Origin of the sequence: Flavobacterium sp. N3904, from assembly GCF_025947305.1 — a bacterium.
GTDB lineage: Bacteria > Bacteroidota > Bacteroidia > Flavobacteriales > Flavobacteriaceae > Flavobacterium.
On record NZ_CP110009.1, the window covers coordinates 1,859,753 to 1,880,653 of the forward strand.

15 protein-coding genes are annotated in these 20,901 nt (G+C 35.1%); 9 read left to right on the forward strand and 6 right to left on the reverse strand.

Annotated features, from left to right (window positions below; translation table 11 throughout):
- Positions 1–158 precede the first annotated feature (158 nt).
- From purE to OLM57_RS07650, 3 genes are all read right to left on the reverse strand, one after another.
- Positions 159–644 (reverse strand): 5-(carboxyamino)imidazole ribonucleotide mutase, encoded by a 486-nt coding sequence (purE, locus tag OLM57_RS07640; protein WP_264566892.1) that lies wholly within the window; start codon positions 642–644, stop codon positions 159–161.
- Positions 645–724: 80 nt separating this feature from the next.
- Positions 725–1,900 carry a 5-(carboxyamino)imidazole ribonucleotide synthase gene (locus OLM57_RS07645; RefSeq protein ID WP_264566631.1) on the reverse strand — a complete coding sequence of 392 codons (1,176 nt, stop codon included), beginning with the start codon at positions 1,898–1,900 and terminating at the stop codon, positions 725–727.
- 81 nt (positions 1,901–1,981) lie between these two features.
- Positions 1,982–2,530 (reverse strand): hypothetical protein, encoded by a 549-nt coding sequence (locus OLM57_RS07650; protein WP_264566632.1) that lies wholly within the window; start codon positions 2,528–2,530, stop codon positions 1,982–1,984.
- An 88-nt stretch (positions 2,531–2,618) separates the two neighbouring features.
- Here OLM57_RS07650 and hpt point away from each other — a divergent pair, with 88 nt between their 5' ends.
- The 5 genes from hpt (at position 2,619) to OLM57_RS07675 (ending at position 8,646) form a co-directional block, all read left to right on the forward strand.
- Complete coding sequence (gene hpt / locus OLM57_RS07655) at positions 2,619–3,149, forward strand: hypoxanthine phosphoribosyltransferase (RefSeq protein WP_264566633.1); 531 nt, start codon at positions 2,619–2,621, stop codon at positions 3,147–3,149.
- A 31-nt stretch (positions 3,150–3,180) separates the two neighbouring features.
- A complete protein-coding gene (locus OLM57_RS07660; RefSeq protein ID WP_264566634.1) occupies positions 3,181–3,753 on the forward strand; it encodes an adenylate kinase in 573 nt (190 codons plus the stop codon).
- A 258-nt stretch (positions 3,754–4,011) separates the two neighbouring features.
- A complete protein-coding gene (locus OLM57_RS07665; RefSeq protein ID WP_264566635.1) occupies positions 4,012–5,235 on the forward strand; it encodes a hemolysin family protein in 1,224 nt (407 codons plus the stop codon).
- 88 nt (positions 5,236–5,323) lie between these two features.
- Positions 5,324–6,325 carry a GTPase ObgE gene (gene obgE / locus OLM57_RS07670; RefSeq protein WP_264566636.1) on the forward strand — a complete coding sequence of 334 codons (1,002 nt, stop codon included), beginning with the start codon at positions 5,324–5,326 and terminating at the stop codon, positions 6,323–6,325.
- A gap of 176 nt (positions 6,326–6,501) precedes the next feature.
- Positions 6,502–8,646 (forward strand): S46 family peptidase, encoded by a 2,145-nt coding sequence (locus OLM57_RS07675; protein ID WP_264566637.1) that lies wholly within the window; start codon positions 6,502–6,504, stop codon positions 8,644–8,646.
- Positions 8,647–8,708: 62 nt separating this feature from the next.
- Here the strand turns inward: OLM57_RS07675 and OLM57_RS07680 are convergent, their stop codons facing one another.
- From OLM57_RS07680 to OLM57_RS07690, 3 genes are all read right to left on the reverse strand, one after another.
- Complete coding sequence (locus OLM57_RS07680; RefSeq protein ID WP_264566638.1) at positions 8,709–9,698, reverse strand: glycosyltransferase family protein; 990 nt, start codon at positions 9,696–9,698, stop codon at positions 8,709–8,711.
- Between the two features lie 17 nt (positions 9,699–9,715).
- Positions 9,716–10,531 (reverse strand): UDP-2,3-diacylglucosamine diphosphatase, encoded by an 816-nt coding sequence (locus OLM57_RS07685; protein WP_264566639.1) that lies wholly within the window; start codon positions 10,529–10,531, stop codon positions 9,716–9,718.
- Positions 10,532–10,663: 132 nt separating this feature from the next.
- Positions 10,664–17,230 (reverse strand): carboxypeptidase-like regulatory domain-containing protein, encoded by a 6,567-nt coding sequence (locus OLM57_RS07690; protein WP_264566640.1) that lies wholly within the window; start codon positions 17,228–17,230, stop codon positions 10,664–10,666.
- 102 nt (positions 17,231–17,332) lie between these two features.
- On the opposite strand from OLM57_RS07690, the gene OLM57_RS07695 reads away from it, so the two are divergent.
- Genes OLM57_RS07695 through OLM57_RS07710 form a run of 4 tightly spaced genes read left to right on the forward strand, consistent with a single transcriptional unit; the run spans position 17,333 to position 20,899 of the window.
- Positions 17,333–18,028: a tetratricopeptide repeat protein gene (locus OLM57_RS07695; protein WP_264566641.1), complete on the forward strand. Its 696-nt coding sequence runs from the start codon at positions 17,333–17,335 to the stop codon at positions 18,026–18,028.
- A 47-nt stretch (positions 18,029–18,075) separates the two neighbouring features.
- On the forward strand, positions 18,076–19,431 hold the full coding sequence (locus OLM57_RS07700) for a UDP-N-acetylmuramate--L-alanine ligase (protein WP_264566642.1): 1,356 nt from the start codon (positions 18,076–18,078) through the stop codon (positions 19,429–19,431).
- Positions 19,432–19,480: 49 nt separating this feature from the next.
- Positions 19,481–20,203, forward strand: a complete 723-nt coding sequence (radC, locus tag OLM57_RS07705; protein ID WP_264566643.1) for a RadC family protein — start codon at positions 19,481–19,483, stop codon at positions 20,201–20,203.
- A gap of 9 nt (positions 20,204–20,212) precedes the next feature.
- The gene (locus OLM57_RS07710) at positions 20,213–20,899 is read left to right on the forward strand and encodes a YjjG family noncanonical pyrimidine nucleotidase (protein ID WP_264566644.1); all 687 of its coding nucleotides are present in this window, start codon (positions 20,213–20,215) and stop codon (positions 20,897–20,899) included.
- Positions 20,900–20,901: the final 2 nt, after the last annotated feature.

Consider the following 20,901-nt stretch of genomic DNA (forward strand, 5'->3'; position numbering starts at 1 on the left):
ACTTTTGTCGAGTAATTAATTAACACATCAATTAATTCAGTCGAAAATTTTAACTCTTTTTGTCCCAAATAAAAAGAAAATTATATTGTTAAATACTAAATTTCCCCAAGTTTAGAATTTACAATATCCGAAAAGCTCCTCTTTTTTCAGGAGCTTTTTTACTTATTTAAGTTTTCAGAAGATTTATAAACCGCTTCTTTCAGACCTTCCTTATATGTTATGATTTTATCTAAAATAGTTGCGTCGGCGCTACCAATAATTTGAGCGGCAAGAATTCCAGCATTTTTGGCGCCATTTAAAGCAACGGTTGCTACAGGAACACCGCCGGGCATTTGTAAAATTGACAAAACACTGTCCCAACCATCGATAGAATTACTTGATTTTACAGGAACTCCAATGACAGGCAATGGAGACATCGATGCTACCATTCCTGGTAAATGCGCTGCACCTCCAGCTCCGGCAATGATTACCGAAATACCGCGAGTATGAGCGTTTTTACTAAAATCAAATAATTTTTCTGGGGTTCTGTGTGCCGATACAATATCAACTTCTACAGCTATATCGAATCCTTTTAAAATGTCTATGGCATCTTGCATTACCGGCATATCCGAAATACTTCCCATGATTATGGCTACTTTCATAATAAGCCCCCTAACCCCCGAAGGGGGAATTCCTACTAGGAGGTGGGTAGGTTTTTAGTTAAAGTTTTTTAATTCGTAAGAGTTTAGACTCCCCCGTCGGGGGTTGGGGGGCTTATTACTCTTATCGTATTTTTCACATCCTCGGCTATTCTCCTAGCTTTGTTTATGTCTTCATTGACAATGGTTACGTGCCCCATTTTTCTAAAAGGACGCGTTTGTTTCTTGCCGTAAATGTGTGGTGTAACTCCATTCCATCCTAATATTTTCTCTATGTTTTCGTAAACGACATCTCCAGAGAAACCTTCAGCTCCAGAGAGATTAACCATAATTCCAGCAACTTTACTCTCGCTATTTCCTAATGGCAGATCTAGAATCGCGCGTAAATGGTTTTCAAATTGCGAAGTATAACTCGCTTCAATCGAGTAATGACCTGAATTATGTGGGCGAGGAGCCACTTCGTTTACCAAGATTTCATCATCTTCGGTTTGGAACATTTCAACCGCCAATAGTCCAACATGATTGAATTGCTGCGAAACATTCAAAGCAATCAGTCTCGCTTTTTCGGCTACTTTGTCATCAATTCGAGCGGGACAAATTACATATTCCACTTGGTTGGCTTCGGGATGAAACTCCATTTCGACTACAGGATATGTTTTTATTTCTCCTTGCGGATTGCGGCAAACGATTACGGCCAATTCATTTTTGAAAGGAACCATCGTTTCGGCAATACATTCTACATTCGGTAAATTTTCTAAATCAGCTGTTTGTCTAATGACTTTTACACCGTTTCCGTCGTATCCAAATTCGGTACATTTCCATACAAAAGGAAGTTGAATATTAGAATCTACTAAATCGACTACTAAATCTTTTAATGTCGCGTATCGCTTGAAAGGTGCTGTTGGAATATTATTTTTGATATAAAACTCCTTTTGAATTCCTTTATTCTGAATCAGTTTCAGTGTTTTTGGCGAAGGAAAAACTTTTACGCCTTCGTTTTCCAATTTTTCAAGTGCATCTAAATTCACCAATTCAATTTCAAAAGTCAAAACATCTACTTGTTTCCCAAAATTGTAAACTGTTTCAAAATCCATTAGGTCACCTTGAAAGAATTGATTACATGCTATTTTGCAGGGAGCTTCATCGCTAGGATCAAGAACATAAGTTTGTATGTCAAATTTTCTGGTGTCAAACAAAAGCATTTTGCCTAATTGTCCGCCACCAAGTATACCTAATTTAAAAGAGGATGAAAAATAATTCATTGTGATTGTCTTTAGCTTTGTCTGTTGGGCATATTGCCTAGTGTGTGCAAAGATACTTTTTCCTAATCGAATAGGAAAATGCTATTTTATTTTCTTCAAAACTTCTTTGGCGACAGCTTTGTACGCTGCACTATGATTTGGAAAATCTTTGGTGATTATCGTTTTCAATTCGGGATGAATCCAATCGTAATGTTGTCCCAAAATATACAAAGTCCGCATCGAATAAGCTTTGGGAGCTACTTTGATATCATTAATTAGCCAGTCAAAAGAATTTTCAATTATTTGTTCCAAGTGTTTTTCCGAAAGCTGTATTTCTTTTTTCTTATAATGCGAAAGAACCAAAAGCTGACAAATTTTGGCTATTGGACGAATTGAACTTTCGTCTTTTAAGTTTTTAATATTGGAACAGAAAAAATTCAAATGAGCTGTAAGCCATTCCAATTTTTGGTAACAAACAAATTCAAGAATCCAACAGGCTTTGGATGCATTTTTGTCTGAAACTTGAAAACAAAGTCGAATCAACTCCAGAAAAAGTATCGGATTACTGAGTACTTCGTTGGCATATTTTTGTCGATTGGCCCTATGTCCTGTTACATAATCTAAATTTTTTTGGAATTCGGTGACCATCATCAGTATTTTTGGTTTAAAAGTACAAATCAATTGACAATTGTCAAAAGTGAAATCCCTATCTTTGCCAAATATTTTAAAACACAAAACTGTGATACAACTACACGATAAACAATTTGTTCCGTTTATTTCAGCCAAAGAGATAAACTTTGCTATTGAAAAAATGGTAGCGCAAATAGAAGACGATTTTTTTGATGAAACACCAATTTTTATTGGAGTCTTGAATGGTTCTTTTATGGTGGTTTCCGATTTTTTAAAATTATACAAAAAACCCTGTGAGGTTTCTTTTATCAAACTGGCTTCTTACGAAGGAACAACTTCCACAGAATCGGTTAAGCAATTAATCGGTTTAAACCAGGATTTAACTGGGCGCACCGTCGTTGTTATTGAAGATATTATCGATACAGGAAATACTTTAGAGGAATTGAAAAAATTGTTTAAAAGTCAAAATGTAAAGCATTTTAAAATCGCAACCTTGTTCTTCAAACCCGATGCTTTCAAAAAAGACCTGAAAATTGATTATGTCGGTATCCGAATTCCTAACAAATTCATCGTTGGTTTTGGTTTGGATTATGATGGTTTAGGTAGGAATTTACCAGAAGTATATCAATTAAAAGAATAAAAAAAGAGTAAAAATCACATATAAAAAAGGAATGATCAATATAGTTTTATTTGGAAAGCCAGGAGCCGGAAAAGGAACTCAGGCTGAGTTTTTAAAAGAAAAATACAAATTAACACACATTTCAACTGGAGATGTTTTTCGTTATAACCTGAAAAATGATACTCCATTGGGCAAAGAAGCAAGAGTATATATGGATGCTGGGGATTTGGTTCCAGACGAATTAACGACCAAAATGCTTATTGATGAGGTAAACAAACATTTGGATTCCAACGGAATTTTATTCGACGGATATCCAAGAACAATCGGTCAAGCCGAAGCATTAGACGCATTTTTACCAACAATTGGTTCAAGTGTAACTGCAACAGTAGCCCTTGAAGCCGATGATAATATTCTGGTAGCAAGATTATTGGAAAGAGGAAAAACTAGCGGAAGAGTTGACGACCAAGACGAAGAAAAAATCAGAAACCGTTACCAAGAATACAACGAAAAAACAGCTCCATTGATGGGGTATTACAAGGACCAAAATAAGTTTCACGCTGTAAATGGAATAGGAACTATTCAGGAAATTACAGAAAGACTTACGGCAGTTATTGATAATTTGTAGGAGCAATATCCAGCTTTACGTTACAAGTCCTCGTCCCGTTGTTTATTTTTCTAAAGCGCCTCACAAGCTTCTTTCAGTCGCTTTCGAGTCACTCATAAAAATTAAACAACGGGACTGTGGGCTTTTCACTTCTATCTGGGCTATGAAAATAAGATTACACAAAACGGGATTCTATGAAATCCAAAATATAAACGAATTATCTAACAATTGGAAATAGTAATAATTTTTTTTCTGATACTCTTAAATGGAGTTTTCTCCATGTCTGAAATCGCATTGATTTCGGCCAGGAAAAACAGATTGGAAACCGCAGCAAAAAAAGGAAACAAAAGCGCTCAAATCGCTTTGGATTTAGCCAATTCGCCAAACAAATTCCTGTCAACGGTTCAAATAGGCATAACACTTATTGGAATACTTACCGGGATTTACAGCGGCGACAAAATAACTGCCGATGTAGAAATATTTGTAAAAGGATTTCATCTATTAGCGCCGTTTTCACATTCAATTGCTGTTGGAATAGTTGTTGTGATACTTACATTTTTTTCTTTGGTGTTGGGAGAGTTGTTGCCTAAAAGAATTGGGTTAAACCATCCTGAAGGTATTGCCAAAGCAGTGGCATTACCCATGAAAATTGTTTCGATAATTACGGCTCCATTTATATGGTTACTAATGACTTCGACCGATTTTTTATTGGATATTCTGAAAATAAAACCCACAGCTGATGGGAAAGTAACCGAAGAAGAGATAAAAGCCATAATCAAAGAAGGTACTGAAGGTGGTGAAGTTCAGGAAATAGAACAAGATATAGTAGAACGTGTTTTTCATATTGGAGATCGAAAAATCAATTCGTTAATGACCCATAGAAAAGCGGTTATGATTTTGCCTTTGCACGCAGACAAAAACAAAGTAAAGGAGTTTATGCTGAAAGAACTGCATTCTATTTACCCAGTTTATGGAGATAATCACGATGATATTGTTGGAGTAGTTAACTTAAAAAATATCTTCGCTCATTTTGAAAACGAAAACTTCAATTTGGCCGAAATTATGACTGAAGCTCCTTTTATGATGGAGCAAACTACTGCATACAAAGCGCTGGAACAGTTTAAGGAAACAGGAGTTCATTATGCGCTAGTTTCAGATGAATATGGCGTTTTTCAAGGAGTAATTACGCTGAATGATATTCTCGAAGCACTAGTAGGTAATGCATCTGATTTTTATAAAGATGACTTCCAATTAATTGAAAGAGAAGATGGAACTTGGATGGTAGATGGACATTATTCACTACACGATTTCTTGACTTATTTCGAGTTGGATGATTTGATAAATGATTATGAAGTAACCACAGTAAGCGGATTAATAATGACCGAATTATCACGTATCCCAAAAGAAGGAGAAAAGTTGATTTGGCACAAGTTTGAGTTAGAGGTCATCGATATGGATGGCGTGAAGATTGATAAAGTAATGGTTAAAGCCTTAAAAGGGTAAAATTTGGTTTAATAGTTTAAGTGTTTAAAATTAGTAGAAGATCAGCTAAACTTTAAACTTTTAAACTTTAAACTTTAAACAAAAGAGTATGACAGAAGGGAATTTTGTAGATTACGTAAAAATTTATGTTTCTTCAGGAAAAGGAGGAAAGGGATCTACGCACTTGCATAGAGAAAAATTTATTGAAAAAGGTGGCCCAGACGGTGGTGATGGAGGACGAGGGGGACACGTTTATCTAGTGGGAAATAAAGGACTTTGGACTTTGTTTCACTTAAAATTTGCTCGTCATATTAAAGCAGGACATGGTGGAGACGGAGGAGGAGATCGTAGTACTGGTGCAGATGGAGACGATAAATTTATTGAAGTTCCGTTGGGAACGGTTGTAAAAGATAAAGAAACAGGCGAAACCTTATTTGAAATTACCGAAGACGGAGAGAAACAGATTCTTTCTCGTGGAGGTAAAGGAGGATTAGGAAACTGGCACTTTAGAAGTTCAACCAATCAAACACCACGCTATTCCCAACCGGGTTTGCCAGGTGTAGAAATGGATGTGATTCTAGAACTTAAAGTTTTGGCCGATGTAGGTTTGGTAGGTTTTCCGAATGCGGGTAAATCAACATTATTATCTGTATTGACTTCTGCAAAACCAAAAATCGCCGATTATCCGTTTACGACTTTAAAACCAAATCTTGGAATTGTGGCATACAGGGATTTTCAGTCATTTGTGATTGCCGATATTCCCGGAATTATAGAAGGTGCTGCCGAAGGAAAAGGATTAGGACATTATTTCTTGCGCCATATTGAACGTAATTCAACTTTGTTGTTTTTAGTTCCAGTTGACACTCCGGACATTAAGGCGGAATATGATATTCTGGTAAATGAATTGACAAAATACAATCCAGAAATGCTCGATAAAGAACGTTTGTTGGTCATTTCAAAATGTGACATGCTCGATGATGAATTAAAAGCTGAATTGAAAACGGAATTAGACGTTGCTTTCAAAGATGTTCCTTATATGTTTATTTCATCGGTAGCTCAACAAGGTTTGACCGAATTGAAAGATAAATTATGGAAAATGTTGAACGACTAAAAGGAGTCATAATTAAAGAGAAAAAGGTATTCTAGCAATAGAGTACCTTTTTTTTGTTTTGAACAATTCTTAATATGGGGTTAATCGAAATGTATTTGATTGTGTTTAACGCAGTAAAACTTTAATATGGTTATCAAAATGATTATATTCGTAGCGCTAAAATAAATTATAAATAAATGAAAAAAATTGTATTATTCTTGACCATGTGCCTAATGGCTTTTCCGGTGAGAGCCGATGAAGGAATGTGGTTTTTGATGTTTATCGAAAGATTGAACCATAGAGATATGGAGAAAATGGGCTTGCAATTGACAGCCGAAGAAATTTACAGTATCAATCATCATAGTTTGAAAGATGCGGTAGTTCAATTTAACGGAGGTTGCACTGCCGAGATTGTTTCCAAAGATGGTTTGGTATTGACCAACCACCACTGTGGATATGATGCTATTGCCGAACTTTCTACTGAAGAACAAAACTATTTAAAAAATGGATTTTGGGCCAAAAGCAGAAGTGAGGAATTGAAACCTAAATCACTTTACGTGCGTTTCTTTGTTCGTATGGATGACGTTTCCAAAAGGATTTTATCAAAAGTAAACGATAAAATGACCGAGGCAGAACGAAACAAAGTGATTCAGCAAGAAATTGCTTTGATCGAAAAGGAAAATAGCGAGGGTGGAAAATACACCGTATCCGTTCGTCCTTTCTTTCAGGGGAATGAGTACTATTATTTTGTTTACCAAGATTACAAAGACGTTCGTTTGGTGGGAACACCAACAGAAAGCCTTGGAAAATTTGGTGGTGATACTGACAACTGGGAATGGCCACGTCACACTGCCGATTTCTCTATGTTTAGAGTCTATGCAGACAAAGATGGAAATCCTGCTGAATACTCTGTAGACAATGTACCTTTGCAACCGAAACACCATTTGCCAATAAGTATAAAAGGGGTTAAAGAAAATGATTTTGCGATGATTTTGGGATATCCGGGCAGAACAAACCGTTGGATGCCATCTGGCGGAATAGCACAAAACGTTGCATATGCTTATCCAGCTTGGGTTGAAGGTGCAAAAACGGGAATGGACAACATGAAGATATATATGGACAAAGATGCAACTGTTCGTTTAAAATACGCTTCTAAATATGCTTCGACTGCCAATTACTGGAAAAATCGTCAAGGAATGATTGATGCATTGACCAAAGCGAAAACCGCCAGTACAAAAGCAAAAGAAGAAGTCAAATTTAATGCTTGGGCCAACAAACCGGAGAACGCGGCTAAATACGGAAATGTTATTGCAACAATAAATGATTATTATGCAAAAACAAATTTGAAATCCCGTCATGACAATTATCTTTCTCAATTGATGAGAACAACTTCTTATGGAGCTGGTCCTTCTGTATTGGGTAATGCATTGATTGGTTATTATAAAGAAAATGAAGCCAAAAGAGCAGAAATGCTTCCTAAAATAAATAGTCTGATTGAAACCTATTATGGAGAATTTTATGCTCCTTTGGAAAAAGAAGTTTTTACAGCCCAATTGAATTTATATGCTGCTAAAGCTTCAGAATATGGACTGGCACCAGTTATCGCCACAATGAAAGCGACCAATAACGGTAATTTTGCTGCCGATGTGGATAAAGCAATTGCGGGAAGTATTTTTGCGACTAAAGAAACGGTTGAGGCCTTTATGAAAGATCCAAAACCGGAATCAATTGCAACGGATCCATTGTATGTGATGTCAAATGATTTGCTAACAAAACTCAGAGCCAAGTCTGCTGAACAATTAAAAGCAGATGACGATTTTGCTATTGCTTACCGCAATTTAGTGGAAGGTTTGAGAGAATCAAAACTAAATACCATTCAATATCCAGATGCCAATTCTACTTTGCGTTTGACATACGGAAAAGTGCGTGCTTTGCCTACAGACAAGCGTAATGACGCCAAAACCAATAATTACACGACTATGGCCGGAATGGTCAAGAAGTATAAAGCAGGCGACCCTGAATTTGATTTGCCGGCTCATTTGTTGGAATTAAACAAAGCCCAAGATTTTGGTCAATACGCCGACAAAGCGGGTTATATGCCTATAAATTTCTTGACCGACAATGATATTACAGGTGGGAATTCAGGTTCTCCGGTATTGAACGGTAAAGGAGAATTAATTGGTGTAGCATTTGATGGCAATATCGAAGCAATGGCGGGTGATGTTATTTTTGACAAAAAACTGCAACGCACCATCAATCTGGATATTCGTTTTGTGCTTTGGATTATTGACAAATATGCAGGAGCCCATAACATTATAGAAGAAATGACTATCATCAAATAATAGTATTTTTTTAGAGTAAGAGCCGTCTCATTTTAGTAATGGGACGGCTCTTTTATTTTAAGTTATTCATAATAGGTATCAAATAAAAACTGCAGGGTTTCATTGATGTTGTTGGCTTTTATCGTTGGGTATTTTATAGGAGAATCCAACCAATTTTCGATTATTAGATCAAAATCATCGCCTACTTCATACAGCACAGGAACACCCAGTTTCTTGAGCGCAGCCGCATTGCATTCCTGTTCATAGTGTTTTCTGATAGGGATAGCGAGTATTTTTTTGCCAAGATATAAGGCCTCGGCAGGCGTTTCAAATCCTCCGCCAGTAATAATGCCTTCACATTTTATCAGGCTTTTATTGAAGTAGTCTTGATTGACGGGGAAATACGTGACATTTTTTATGGTGTGTTTGGTTTTTATATCATTCAAAAACCAATGAAACTTTAAATTAGGAAGTTTATTAAACGCTTTTTCTAAACAATCTTTTTGAAAAGAAGGCAAATAAACCGTGATGTGTCCTGCATTTTTGGGTTCGGCATTTGCAATTTCATCTTTGATGATCGGAGGATAAATAAAATCATCGTATTTGTCAAAATGCAAACCAATGTTCTTAGGTGATGGTGCATAATGTTTGAGAATCATTTCGCCCATAATACTTTTCTTGTCGGGTCGGGGCGTATTGGGAGAGATAAAACTTGCTTGATGCCCAAATTGTATCGAATGTACTTTTTGCAATTTGCAGGCCAACGAAGTAATCGAGTCAAAATCGTTGATGACCACATCGTAGTTTTTTAGCGGCAAAACGTTGGCATCTTTATAGATTTGCCTTGGTTTTATGTTTTTGGCAATATCCCAATAATCTAGGCCGCCACATTTACTGTAATGCAAACTGCAACCTTCGCTTTTGAATTTTATAGGCAAATTGACATCCAAACTGGCATTGTTACCACTCATAAAAAAATCAACCTCGCCAAATTTTTGCAGATAAGGATACAATTGGATGGCCCTGCTGATGTGTCCGTTGCCGGTGGCCTGTATAGCGTAAAATATTTTCATAGTTGCTGTTTAGGGTTTTAGGAAAGAATTTTATTGACGATGTCGTTTACTATTTTTTCCTCATTGCTGTCGGCATCTTTGTAGTGCTCTTTGTTATACTGATAGAGACTCCATTTTTGTTTCTTGTATTCTAATGCGGTAAGGTTTTCTATCCAATCGCCGCTATTGAGGTACATTACTTTTCCGTGTTCATTTGCTATTTCCTTCATTTGCGGTTTGTGTATGTGTCCGCAAACCACATAACTGTATTTTTTTTGAATGGCTATTTCGGCAGCGGTAGTTTCAAAATTGGAGATAAAAGAAACTGCTTTCTTGACGCCGTCTTTTATCATTTTGGAGTAGCTTCTTTTTTCTTTGCCTAAAAGTTCCAAAAACCAATTGATTAAGCTGTTGATCAGAATCAGTAAATCATAGCCTTTTCCGCCCAGTTTGGCCAGAATTTTGGCATAGCCATGAGTGGAGGAATCGAATACATCTCCATGAAAAATCCATGCTTTTTTGCCGTCTAAATCTAATGTGAGTTTGTCGACCAATTCGAAATTACCCAAAATAAAATCGGAATATTTGCGTAATGCTTCGTCGTGGTTTCCGGTAATGTAGATGACCCGAGTACCAAGATTCGACATTTTTATAATCTGTCTCAACACATTCATGTGGGCAGCCGGAAAATAACTTTTGGTAAAGCTCCACATATCGACAATGTCACCATTGAGAACCAATGTTTGTGGGTGAATCGATTTTAAATATTGCAGTAATTCTTTTGCATGGCATCCGTAAGTGCCAAGGTGAACATCACTTATCACCACCAGCGGAATTTTTCTTTTCCTTTTCATAATTAGTTTTTACGAAAGTAAGACCGCTATGTTATGTCAATGTGTTTTTAGTATTATTTATATATAAAAAAGAAACCGTCGAGTTACTGGAACAAAACGGTTGTTGAAAGAGAGGGGTTGCAATAATTTATTTTAGTCAATTGCTTTTACCCGAATTCCCTTTGTATGACTGGTATATTCAGGTGCATACATACTTTCAATAGTTGAAATTCCATTAGAGAAATTCCCTATGTTATTTACTCGAATATCATATTCCAATACATAAGTTCCTTTATTTATTCGGTCAAAAAAGAAATGGGTTGCAGCGTCTTTGGTACTTTTATAAAAGCCTAACCCTCCTTGATATTGATAGGAGGAAAGGACATCTATAGGTTCGAAACATGAAGCGCGCATGTCTTTTAAGTGAATAAATTCTACATCTTCTTTGGATATAATGATTAAGCGAACGGTAATCAAATCTCCAACTTTCAACACAGTTGAAGCTGTGATTTTTTGTAATTCAGAACCTTTGTCCGTGTTTTTCTTTAGATATAATTCTTTTGTTATCGATAAATTAGTTCCAGTATTGTTTTTTATTTTATCCAAATCTTCAAAGTATTGCCAATAAACTCCTCCGTAACCAGGTACTTTCGATTTGTTGGTAATGCTTATTGTCGCCATGTCTTTTTTGATTTCATCGGCTTTCCAATTGAGTTTGATGTAGCCTGTCTCGGCTTCTTTTTCATTTTCGGATAGTTTTTTGCTTACTATTTTCTGCTCCCCAATTTGGACGGTTGTATTGTCTTTTACACTCAACCAATCAGAACCTTGCATCAGTAACGCATAAATGGCTTCAGTGGTGGATTTTGTGGTTGGCCAGTTTTTGGTTTGCTTGTTTTTGAGTAACCAAACTTTCATCGCATCTACAGATTTAGTGTCGTTTGCAATTTCTGAGAAAGTTTCAATTAATAATGCTTGAGTTTCAATAGGAGCTTGATACCAATACCAGCCTGCTTTGTTGGCAATCCAATACATTCCCCAATCTTCGTTGTTGGAGGCGGTTTCTTTTAGGCTTTCAAGAATTTTTTTGGCGGTTGCTTTTTCTCCAAAACGATTTAAAGCCAATGCAGTTAATCCTTTTTCATATAAAGAATAACTTAGCCAATTTTCCTTGGCAGTTTCTAAATAGTGTTTGGTTATTTTCTTTAGAGTATCTGAAAGGGGATAATCTTTTAAATAAAAACTACGGGCATAGAGATAATGCAAATCAGAATTGGGATTCAACCAAATTAATTTGTCAGTTGCTTTCTCGTTTTGGGTTCTGATTTTGTGATATTCTAAAAATTTTCTATCAATAAACGGAATGCCTTTTTCTGAAATTTCATCTATTTTTTCAATAGTTGCATCATCAGCATTTAATTTTGCCAAATGGCCTAATCCAGCCAGAATATGTCGGGTGATGTATTCGTTTTCCTCGCTTCCGTCAAACCAAGCAAAACCACCGGAAGGTTTTTGCTTTTGTTTTAATTTGTCAAAAGTTGCTTGTTGTGTGCTTTTCATTTTCTCTAAATCAAAGAGCAAGGCTAGATTCTTTTTCTTCTCGTCTTCGTTTTGAGCGTCGTTTAGCCAAGGCGTTTCGGCAAGAACAATCGATTTTAGTTCTTCGTTTTCTTCTAATTTGGAAATCAGTTTGCCATTTTTTCTCCAAGTTTCAAAAATGGTAGCGATTTTTGGATTGCTTGAAATGATTTTCGAAGCCAAAGCATTTGCATAAAATCTAGCAAAAGTTTGTTCGGCACATTCGTGTTCGTATTCCATTAAATAAGGCAAGGATTGAATCGCCATCCAAGATGGATTGGAGGTGTATTCCAGCGTAAATTGGTGGTTTTTTAAAGTAGTAGAACTGTTATTTTTGAGATTCTCAAAAGTGTATTCTTTCTTCGAGTTTTCTCGCACCCAAATCGGTATACTTTCGGTAACTAACATATTGTTTGTCAAAACGGGCAAGATGTTTTCTTCTCCATCAGAGAAGTTTCCAGCTTTTGCCAAAACTTTATATTGAACACCTTGCAAACCTTCGGGGATTGCAATTGTCCAATTGGCAGTAGTATTTCCAAAAGCACCAATAGTAAAGTTTTTGACGTTTTTTGCATTTAACATTTTTGCATCTATGGGTTGCATAGTGGTTGCATCAAAAAGCTGTAAAACAGCAATTCCTGTTTTGGCCTGATTGGTCATATTCGAGATTTTAGCACGAATCACAAGGGTGTCTTTTTCTCTAAAGAATCTTGGAAAATTAGGCATTACCATTAGTTCCTTTTGAGTCACAACGCTTTTTTCGAGATATCCCGAAACTGCTTCTTTGTTGTGTGCCATTAAACGAAGTTTCCAAGCGGTCAAGGCTTCGGGAGAAGTAAATCCAAAACTCACTTTTCCTTTGCCATCTGTTTTTAAATTCGGGAAAAAGAAAGCCGTTTCAGATAGATTTTTTCTTGCTTTTACTTGAGTGAGTGCTTCTAATGATTTTTTGGTTGTGATGATGATTACCCCGTTTTTGCCTTTTTCTCCATATAAAGCCGTTGCTTTATCTCCTTTTAAAACATCCATCGAAAGAATGTCTGATGGGTTTAAAGTATCTAGTTTTTCAGTAATCACGCCATCTACAATATACAAAGGGTTATTTTTGTCATCGTTTGTCGATAAGCCTCTTATTTTTATTGATTGTCCTGCGCCTGGATTACCATTATTAGTTGTTATATTAACTCCAGCTACCTTTCCTTGAAGCATATCATTTAGCATAGTAACTTTGTCTTGTTCAGTAGTAATGGAAGCTTTTATGTAAGAAACTGCTCCTGTAAGTGATGCTTTTTTTTGAGTTCCGTATCCAACAACTACAACTTCTTGCAAACTATTAGAGCTTTCATGTAAAACAACATCCAAATTTTTGTCATCTCCTGCAATTTGTGTTTGACTTTCAAACCCAATATAACTGAACACCAATTCTTCATTTTCAGCAACATCAATTTCATAATAGCCATCAAAATCAGTTTGAGTTCCTCTAGTGCTACCTTTTACTATTATAATAACACCAGGTAATGCTTCAGATTTTGAATCTAAAACATAACCATAAACTGTTTTAGCATTTTGTGGTTTTTTTGCTTTTCTGTTAAGTTGATTTTTATATTCTAAAGTGATTAGTTTTGGATTTGTTTCTTTAAAATCAAATCCAAACCAGATTAATTTAGTGTCTTCATTTTTAAGGTGTATGCGTGTCCCGCGTGAATTTAAACTACGGATATAAGTGTGGGTTTTGTCAAATCCTAAACCGGTTCGGAAATTCACTCCATTATTATTATAGTCATAAAAGTCCAAGGCGCCCCATTCCGTTTTGGTAAATTGATCTAAAGAACTGTCATACATAGATGCCAAAATTTCGGCTTCCAAATTGGTGTTGGACGCATTCAATTTGAATGACCAATTTTCATTACTCCCAGGCTGGATTTTATTTCTATAACTTTCTACCAAAAATTCCATTTTGGGTTCATCAAATTTTAATTCTATTTCTAATTGATCATTAAAACTTTGATTTTCAAAAATGCTTTCAAAACCAATTTTCAATGACTTTTCGAATTCCTTTTGAAGTGGAATCGTAATTGTAGCTTGATGGTTTTCTAAAACAATATTTTTTTCATAAAAAGAACTATTTTTATAATTGGCTATGGTATGAATATATAATGTGTCCAAGGTTGAACGGAGCTGAACGATTACAAAGCCATCTTTCTTCGGGTCTTTATTGATTTGCTCAACAGTAAATAATTTATTCGGGTTGTATTTGTTTTTGCTTTGTATAATTGAAATATTAGAAACAGTTTCGATAGGATTTTCAAAACTGTCTTTTGCAGAAAACACCACTTTATAATTTCCCGATTGATAATCAGTGATGAAATCGAGTACGAGATTTTTGTCTTTTTCAGTATCTATTTTTTTAGAAAAGACTAAAGTTTCAGCAGGCTTTTTGGAAGTTTTAGAAAAGTTTATTTCGTAAGGAAATAATTTTTCAAAATCGGCATCCGAAATAGTACTGATTTCAGGTTGCGTGAAAACTCTTGATTTGAATTTGTTTGGAAACGGACTTACAAAATACAATTTTATTTCTCCTTTTACGGCTTTGAATTCTCCATTCAAATTAGTGCTGTTAAGTGTGATTTCATTTTTGTTTTTCGTCTCAATGCTATTTGGAATTGAAGTATTCAGTATCAAGTCGTGATAGCCCACTTTGATAGCGGTTACCGCAGTATGCGTTTCTCCATTGATATCGGTTACGCTCGCGTTTATTCGATAATTGAAAACAGGAAGTTGTTCCTTGCTTGCAATTTTATACGGTTGCGCAATGAAATCAATCGAAAATTTACCAGAAGCATCTGTTTTGGTTTCGCTACTAACTAAAATTTCTTCTGGCTCGTTACTGTAATAATTTCTGAAAGAATTTGTAAAACGGGTTATCGTATACGTTACTTTGGCATCCGAAATATTGCTTCCAGCAAATGCTTTGGCTGTCCCTTTTACAGTAACGGATTGATTTACCTGAAAGCTTTCTTTTTTGGGTTCAAAAGCCACTTCAAACTTCGGACGCTTGTATTCTTCTACTTTAAAATAAGTTGAGGAGTTTTCAAAATCTACATTATCCCAAAATGGGTGTTCGTCTTTTGTTTTGTTATAAGTAGCATCTTTTTCGTAATCAGTAGGTTCGTCTGCTTCAATTCTAAAATCTCCTGTTAAACCAGTTTTAGGCAAAATAAATTCACCCGAAAAAGAACCAAATTCATTTGTGGTAACTTCAAATTCTTTAAAATTTGTGTAATTAGGATCTTGAATGGTTATTTTGAAAGAAGTATTGGGAACAATGCTTGATTTGTTGTTCTTTTTTTGAATAGCAATTCCTTTATAATAAACGGTTTGTCCTGGGCGATAAATGGCTCGGTCCAAGTAGAATTCTACCTTGCCTTTAAAGTTTTTATCTTCCTTATTTTCAGAATAATCAGAACTATAGGCAAGGTAATTTTTATCTATTAAAATGGTGTCGTTCGCTGTGGTTAGTAAAATGGGATAAGGATTGTAATTGCTGTTTTTGTTTTCTTTTGGTTCATAGATTGCTAAGCCATCCACATTGGTTTTCATCTCGAAATAACTTGATTTTAAAGAAACATTCTCCATTGGTTTTCCTGTTTTTCTGTCGAGAACAGTGTAGTATTCCGTACCACCTTTTGCATTTGCCAAAACCGAAATATTCGAAACTGTGATGGTTTCGTAACCAAATCCTTTTTTGTCTTTGGTGTCGGTTTCGCTTTCAAAATAAACCAAATAGCTGCCTGTCTCTAGTTGTGGTAAAACAACTTCGGTGGTATATTCGAAGTAATCTTTTTTGTCAATGAATTGGTAGTTTTTTGTGATTAATGATTTTTTATTAGTTACAATTTGGGTAGCCAAACTGTCACGTTTGTTGGGAGCATTATGAAATTCGGCAATTTTGTTGTAATTTATTTTAAAAAAGGAAATCATTAAATTGTTTGTGCTTTTATATCGAATAAAAGCTCTTGCGTTTTCTTTATTATAAATGTATTTTTGAAGTTCAACTTGAATGGTTTTTGAAAGCAGTTCTTCCTTTTTTTGAATCGCCAGTTTGTAGGTGTTCGAATTATTGTTAATAGTCAAAACGCTTTCTAATTCGGCAAACGCTTTATTGTTATAATCAGGATGCGATTCTTTGGAAGCCAATTTGGCGTAAACAGTTGCTTTTTCTAATTGAATTTTTTGCAGTTGAATTACTTCTTGTGTTTCTTTTTCTAAAGTAGTTAGGGCATTCAGTAAATCTTCATCTGATTTTATAAGATAGTTAGAACAAAATAATATGCGTTCCAATTTATTTTCCAGCGTAGGAGCATCAGCTTCTAGTTTTTGATATAATGAAAGCACTTTTTTTAGATTTTCATCTTTGATAAAATCAAGGTTTAATTTTAAAAAGGCATCAGTATCGCCTAAAAGATTATTTTTATGACCTTCAAATTGTTTAGATTCAAACTGCCATTCGTTTATTTTTGATTTATAAAAGGCAATATTTTCTTTTAGCAAATAATCAAACAGATTTTCTTTTTTGAATTTTTCCAAAGTAAAAAAATCAAAAATTGCTTCGTAATTAGTTAGAGGAATAGCTTTTAAAATGGGTTCATTTTCTAATGTTTTATCGAAAATAGCATCTATTTCTTTTTCAGATTTAAAATCAACAGAAGCTTCGTCAAAATTTCCTTCAATTATATTTTCGACAGTATCAACTGCGACAGTATCAACAGCCATAGCCTCGGTTGCAACTACGGCTTCCCCATAATTGGAATACTCACCCAAACATTTTCCATAAACCAAATTCAAAATAGCTTGAGACGGAATACTTACTTGCTTAATTTGGGCTTTTAAATTATTTAAAATTTTGGTTTGTGCATTTTCATCTACAACTTGTAAATATTTAGATGCATAAAAAAAACATTTTATAATTTGTACTTCTTCTTTTTTGGAAACTGCCTTTTTGTATATTTTATCTACAATTTGATTGGCGGTTTTTATTTTACCTTCATTTTCATTTTTAATGACTTTGTTCCAGTCTTTTTCGTATTGTTGGGCAAATAAGGATGTTGAGATGAAAAGAAAGATTAAATAAATATTTTTCATAATTGAATTTAATACAAGTTAGTATCTAAAATAATTTCGTACAAATTACTAAATTTTACTTAAAACCAAATGATACTTGTTACATTTTCTTATTTTTGAGGAATGAAAAAGGCATTGATCATATTTTTGTTATTTCCACTACTTATTTTAGGTCAGACCAATTTCGAAAAAGGTGAGAAATTGTTCCTAGATGGAAAGTATAATCAAGCGCAACCCTTGTTTGAAACTTATTTAAAAAGCAATCCAAATCATCTGAAAACTATAGAATATTTAGGAGATATTGCAGGTCAAGAAAAAGCATGGGACAAATGTATTGGGTATTATAAAAAACTTAAAACATTAAAACCTACTGAAGCCAATTATTACTACAAATATGGAGGTGCATTGGGAATGAAATCTTTGGAAGTCAATAAATTCAAAGCGTTAGGAATGATTAGCGAAGTTCGTTCTTCTTTTGAAAAAGCCATCGCTTTAAATCCAAAACACATTGAAGCGCGATGGGCATTAATCGAACTTAATTTGCAATTGCCAGGAATTGTGGGAGGAAGCGAATCCAAAGCCATTAAATATTCAACAGAGCTGCGCGAATTGTCTCCTGTGGACGGCTATTTATCCCGCGGTCATATTGAGGAATATTTTAAAAGATATGGACAAGCCGAACAACAATACAAAAGAGCTGTCTTAATTGGCGGGTCTAAACTGTGTTACCAAAAGCTGGCCGATTTGTATAAAAACAAAATGAAACAACCCGATAAGTCCAATACCGTTTGGGAAGAATATAAAAATAGAAAACAATAATTAAATCGAGTAATCGGTTATAGATCAAAGATAAAAAAGTATCATAAATGAGAACACATTTCATTGCCATAGGCGGAAGCGCAATGCACAACCTAGCATTGGCATTACACAACAAAGGATATCAAGTTACGGGAAGTGATGATGCTATTTTTGAACCATCAAAATCAAGATTGGAAAAAAAAGGAATACTGCCTGTAGAGTTGGGTTGGTTTCCAGAGAAAATCACATCCGATATTGAAGCCATAATACTTGGAATGCACGCCAAAGCCGACAATCCAGAACTCTTGAAAGCGCAGGAACTGGGTCTTAAAATTTATTCATATCCAGAGTTTTTGTATGAACAATCCAAAAATAAAACGCGTGTTGTTATTGGAGGTTCTCACGGAAAAACGACCATAACTTCAATGATTTTGCACGTGATGCATTACCATAATATCGAAGTGGATTATATGGTAGGAGCACAACTGGAAGGCTTTGATACAATGGTGCATCTTACCGAAGAGAATGATTTTATGGTTTTGGAAGGGGATGAATATTTGTCTTCACCAATTGACAGAAGACCTAAGTTTCATTTGTACCAACCCAATATTGCTTTGATTTCGGGAATTGCTTGGGATCATATCAATGTTTTTCCGACTTATGATTTTTATGTAGAGCAGTTTGAAATTTTTATTGATAAAATTACAAACGGAGGGATTCTAGTTTACAATGAAGACGATGCTGAAGTAAAACGCGTGGCTGAAAAAGCGACTAATCCAATACGTAAATTAGCATACCATACTCCAAAATATACAGTAAGTGATGGAGTGACATTGCTGGAAACGCCTGAAGGAGCAATGCCTATCGAAGTATTTGGTGCTCACAACCTGAATAATTTAGCCGGAGCCAAATGGATTTGCCAAAATATGGGAGTAGATGAAGCCGATTTCTATGAAGCGATTGCCAGTTTCAAAGGCGCATCCAAACGTTTGGAAAAAATCGCCGAAAGCAAAACCAAAGTAGCTTATAAAGATTTTGCCCATTCGCCAAGTAAGGTGGCTGCCACCACCAAAGCCGTGAAAGAGCAATACCCAAATCGTAAAGTAGTGGCTTGTTTAGAATTGCACACTTATAGTAGTTTGAATGCTGAATTCTTAAAAGAATACGAAGGAGCCCTTGAATATGCTGATGTTGCTGTTGTTTTCTATTCACCGGATGCGGTTAAAATTAAACAATTGGAAGAAGTGACGTATGAGCAAATTTCTAAAGCGTTCAACAGACAAGATTTAATCATTTATACGAATCCAAAAGATTTCAAAGACTATTTGTTTAATCTAAATTTGGAGAATTCAGCTTTATTATTGATGAGCTCTGGAAATTATGGTGGATTGAATTTTGATGAGGTGAAAGGATTGATTGAATAAAGTGCATTAAGATTGTTTAAATGGTATAAATTTAAATCTTTATGAAATTATGATTTTAGACGATTCTAATTCACCTTTTCGGGAACAAGGTACTTTTCCAATCACCAATTGGTCAGAAGACGATAAGCCCAGAGAAAAATTAATGCTCAAAGGCAAAAACGTTCTGAGCGATGCCGAATTAATTGCAATATTGATTGGATCGGGAAGCAGGAACGAATCGGCTGTAGATCTCAGTAAAAGGATTCTGGCAAGCGTAGATCATAATTTGAATGCTTTAGGCAAGCTATCCATTGCGCAGTTGATTAATTTTAAAGGAATTGGTGAAGCCAAAGCGATTTCGATAATTGCAGCGATGGAGTTGGGAAGACGGAGACGAGGTGAAGAGGTAGTTGAGTTAACAAAAATCACATCCAGTAAAGCGGTTTTCGAAGTCATGCAACCCATAATAGGGGAGTTGCCTCACGAAGAATTTTGGGTTTTGTTTTTGAATAATTCCAATAAAATACTCTTCAAAACACAGTTGAGCAAAGGCGGAATGACAGGAACAGTAGTCGATGTTCGAATTGTTTTCAAAATTGCTTTTGAACAAAATGCAACAGCAATTATTTTGACACACAATCATCCTTCAGGAAAATTGCAGGCCAGTGAGGCCGATATTCAAATAACAAAAAAGATAAAAACCGCAGGACAACAATTGGACATTCCTGTTTTGGATCATATAATCATTACAGAAAAGGGGTACTATAGTTTTGCTGACGAAGGAATATTTTAGAATACTGATATGAAAAACAAAATAACTGACATATTTTTCGACTTAGACCATACACTATGGGATTTTGATGTCAACTCAGAATTAGCTTTTGAAACTATTTTCAAGAAAGATCATCCAACAATTCAAATAAGTCATTTTATCGGAAAGTATGTTCCTATTAATCAAGCTTGTTGGAAATTATACCAATACGATAAAATAACGCATGCCGAATTAAGATACAATCGTCTCAAACATACTTTTGATGCTCTTGAATATCATGTTTCGGATGCTGAAATCGAAAGTATAGCCCATGATTATATTCAGTTATTGCCCGAAAATAATCGTTTGTTTGATGGAACAATAGAAGTACTCGAATATTTAGAAAAAAAGTATAAATTGCATATTATTACCAATGGCTTTGCCGAGGTGCAATACAAAAAAATAAACAACTCAAATATTGCAGGGTTTTTTAAAACAATCACCAATTCTGAAATGGCGGGAGTCAAGAAACCCAACCCTATTATTTACGAATACGCTCTTAATTTGGCTCAAGCCAATAAAGAAAACAGTATCATGATTGGAGATTGCCTTGAAGCGGATGTTCAAGGAGCTATTGAAGCAGGATTGGATGCTATTTTTTTTAATGACAAAAAGATTAAGGTAGAAGAAAATATCAAACAAGTAACTCATTTATTAGAATTAAAAAAATATTTATAAAT

Coding starts and splice junctions, on each gene's coding strand:
- OLM57_RS07645 (WP_264566631.1), bottom strand. CDS start 1,900: ATGAATTATTTTTCATCCTCTTTTAAATTAGGTATACTTGGTGGCGGA.
- OLM57_RS07650 (WP_264566632.1), bottom strand. CDS start 2,530: ATGATGGTCACCGAATTCCAAAAAAATTTAGATTATGTAACAGGACAT.
- OLM57_RS07660 (WP_264566634.1), top strand. CDS start 3,181: ATGATCAATATAGTTTTATTTGGAAAGCCAGGAGCCGGAAAAGGAACT.
- OLM57_RS07665 (WP_264566635.1), top strand. CDS start 4,012: ATGTCTGAAATCGCATTGATTTCGGCCAGGAAAAACAGATTGGAAACC.
- obgE (WP_264566636.1), top strand. CDS start 5,324: ATGACAGAAGGGAATTTTGTAGATTACGTAAAAATTTATGTTTCTTCA.
- OLM57_RS07675 (WP_264566637.1), top strand. CDS start 6,502: ATGAAAAAAATTGTATTATTCTTGACCATGTGCCTAATGGCTTTTCCG.
- OLM57_RS07680 (WP_264566638.1), bottom strand. CDS start 9,698: ATGAAAATATTTTACGCTATACAGGCCACCGGCAACGGACACATCAGC.
- OLM57_RS07685 (WP_264566639.1), bottom strand. CDS start 10,531: ATGAAAAGGAAAAGAAAAATTCCGCTGGTGGTGATAAGTGATGTTCAC.
- OLM57_RS07690 (WP_264566640.1), bottom strand. CDS start 17,230: ATGAAAAATATTTATTTAATCTTTCTTTTCATCTCAACATCCTTATTT.
- OLM57_RS07695 (WP_264566641.1), top strand. CDS start 17,333: ATGAAAAAGGCATTGATCATATTTTTGTTATTTCCACTACTTATTTTA.
- OLM57_RS07700 (WP_264566642.1), top strand. CDS start 18,076: ATGAGAACACATTTCATTGCCATAGGCGGAAGCGCAATGCACAACCTA.
- radC (WP_264566643.1), top strand. CDS start 19,481: ATGATTTTAGACGATTCTAATTCACCTTTTCGGGAACAAGGTACTTTT.
- OLM57_RS07710 (WP_264566644.1), top strand. CDS start 20,213: ATGAAAAACAAAATAACTGACATATTTTTCGACTTAGACCATACACTA.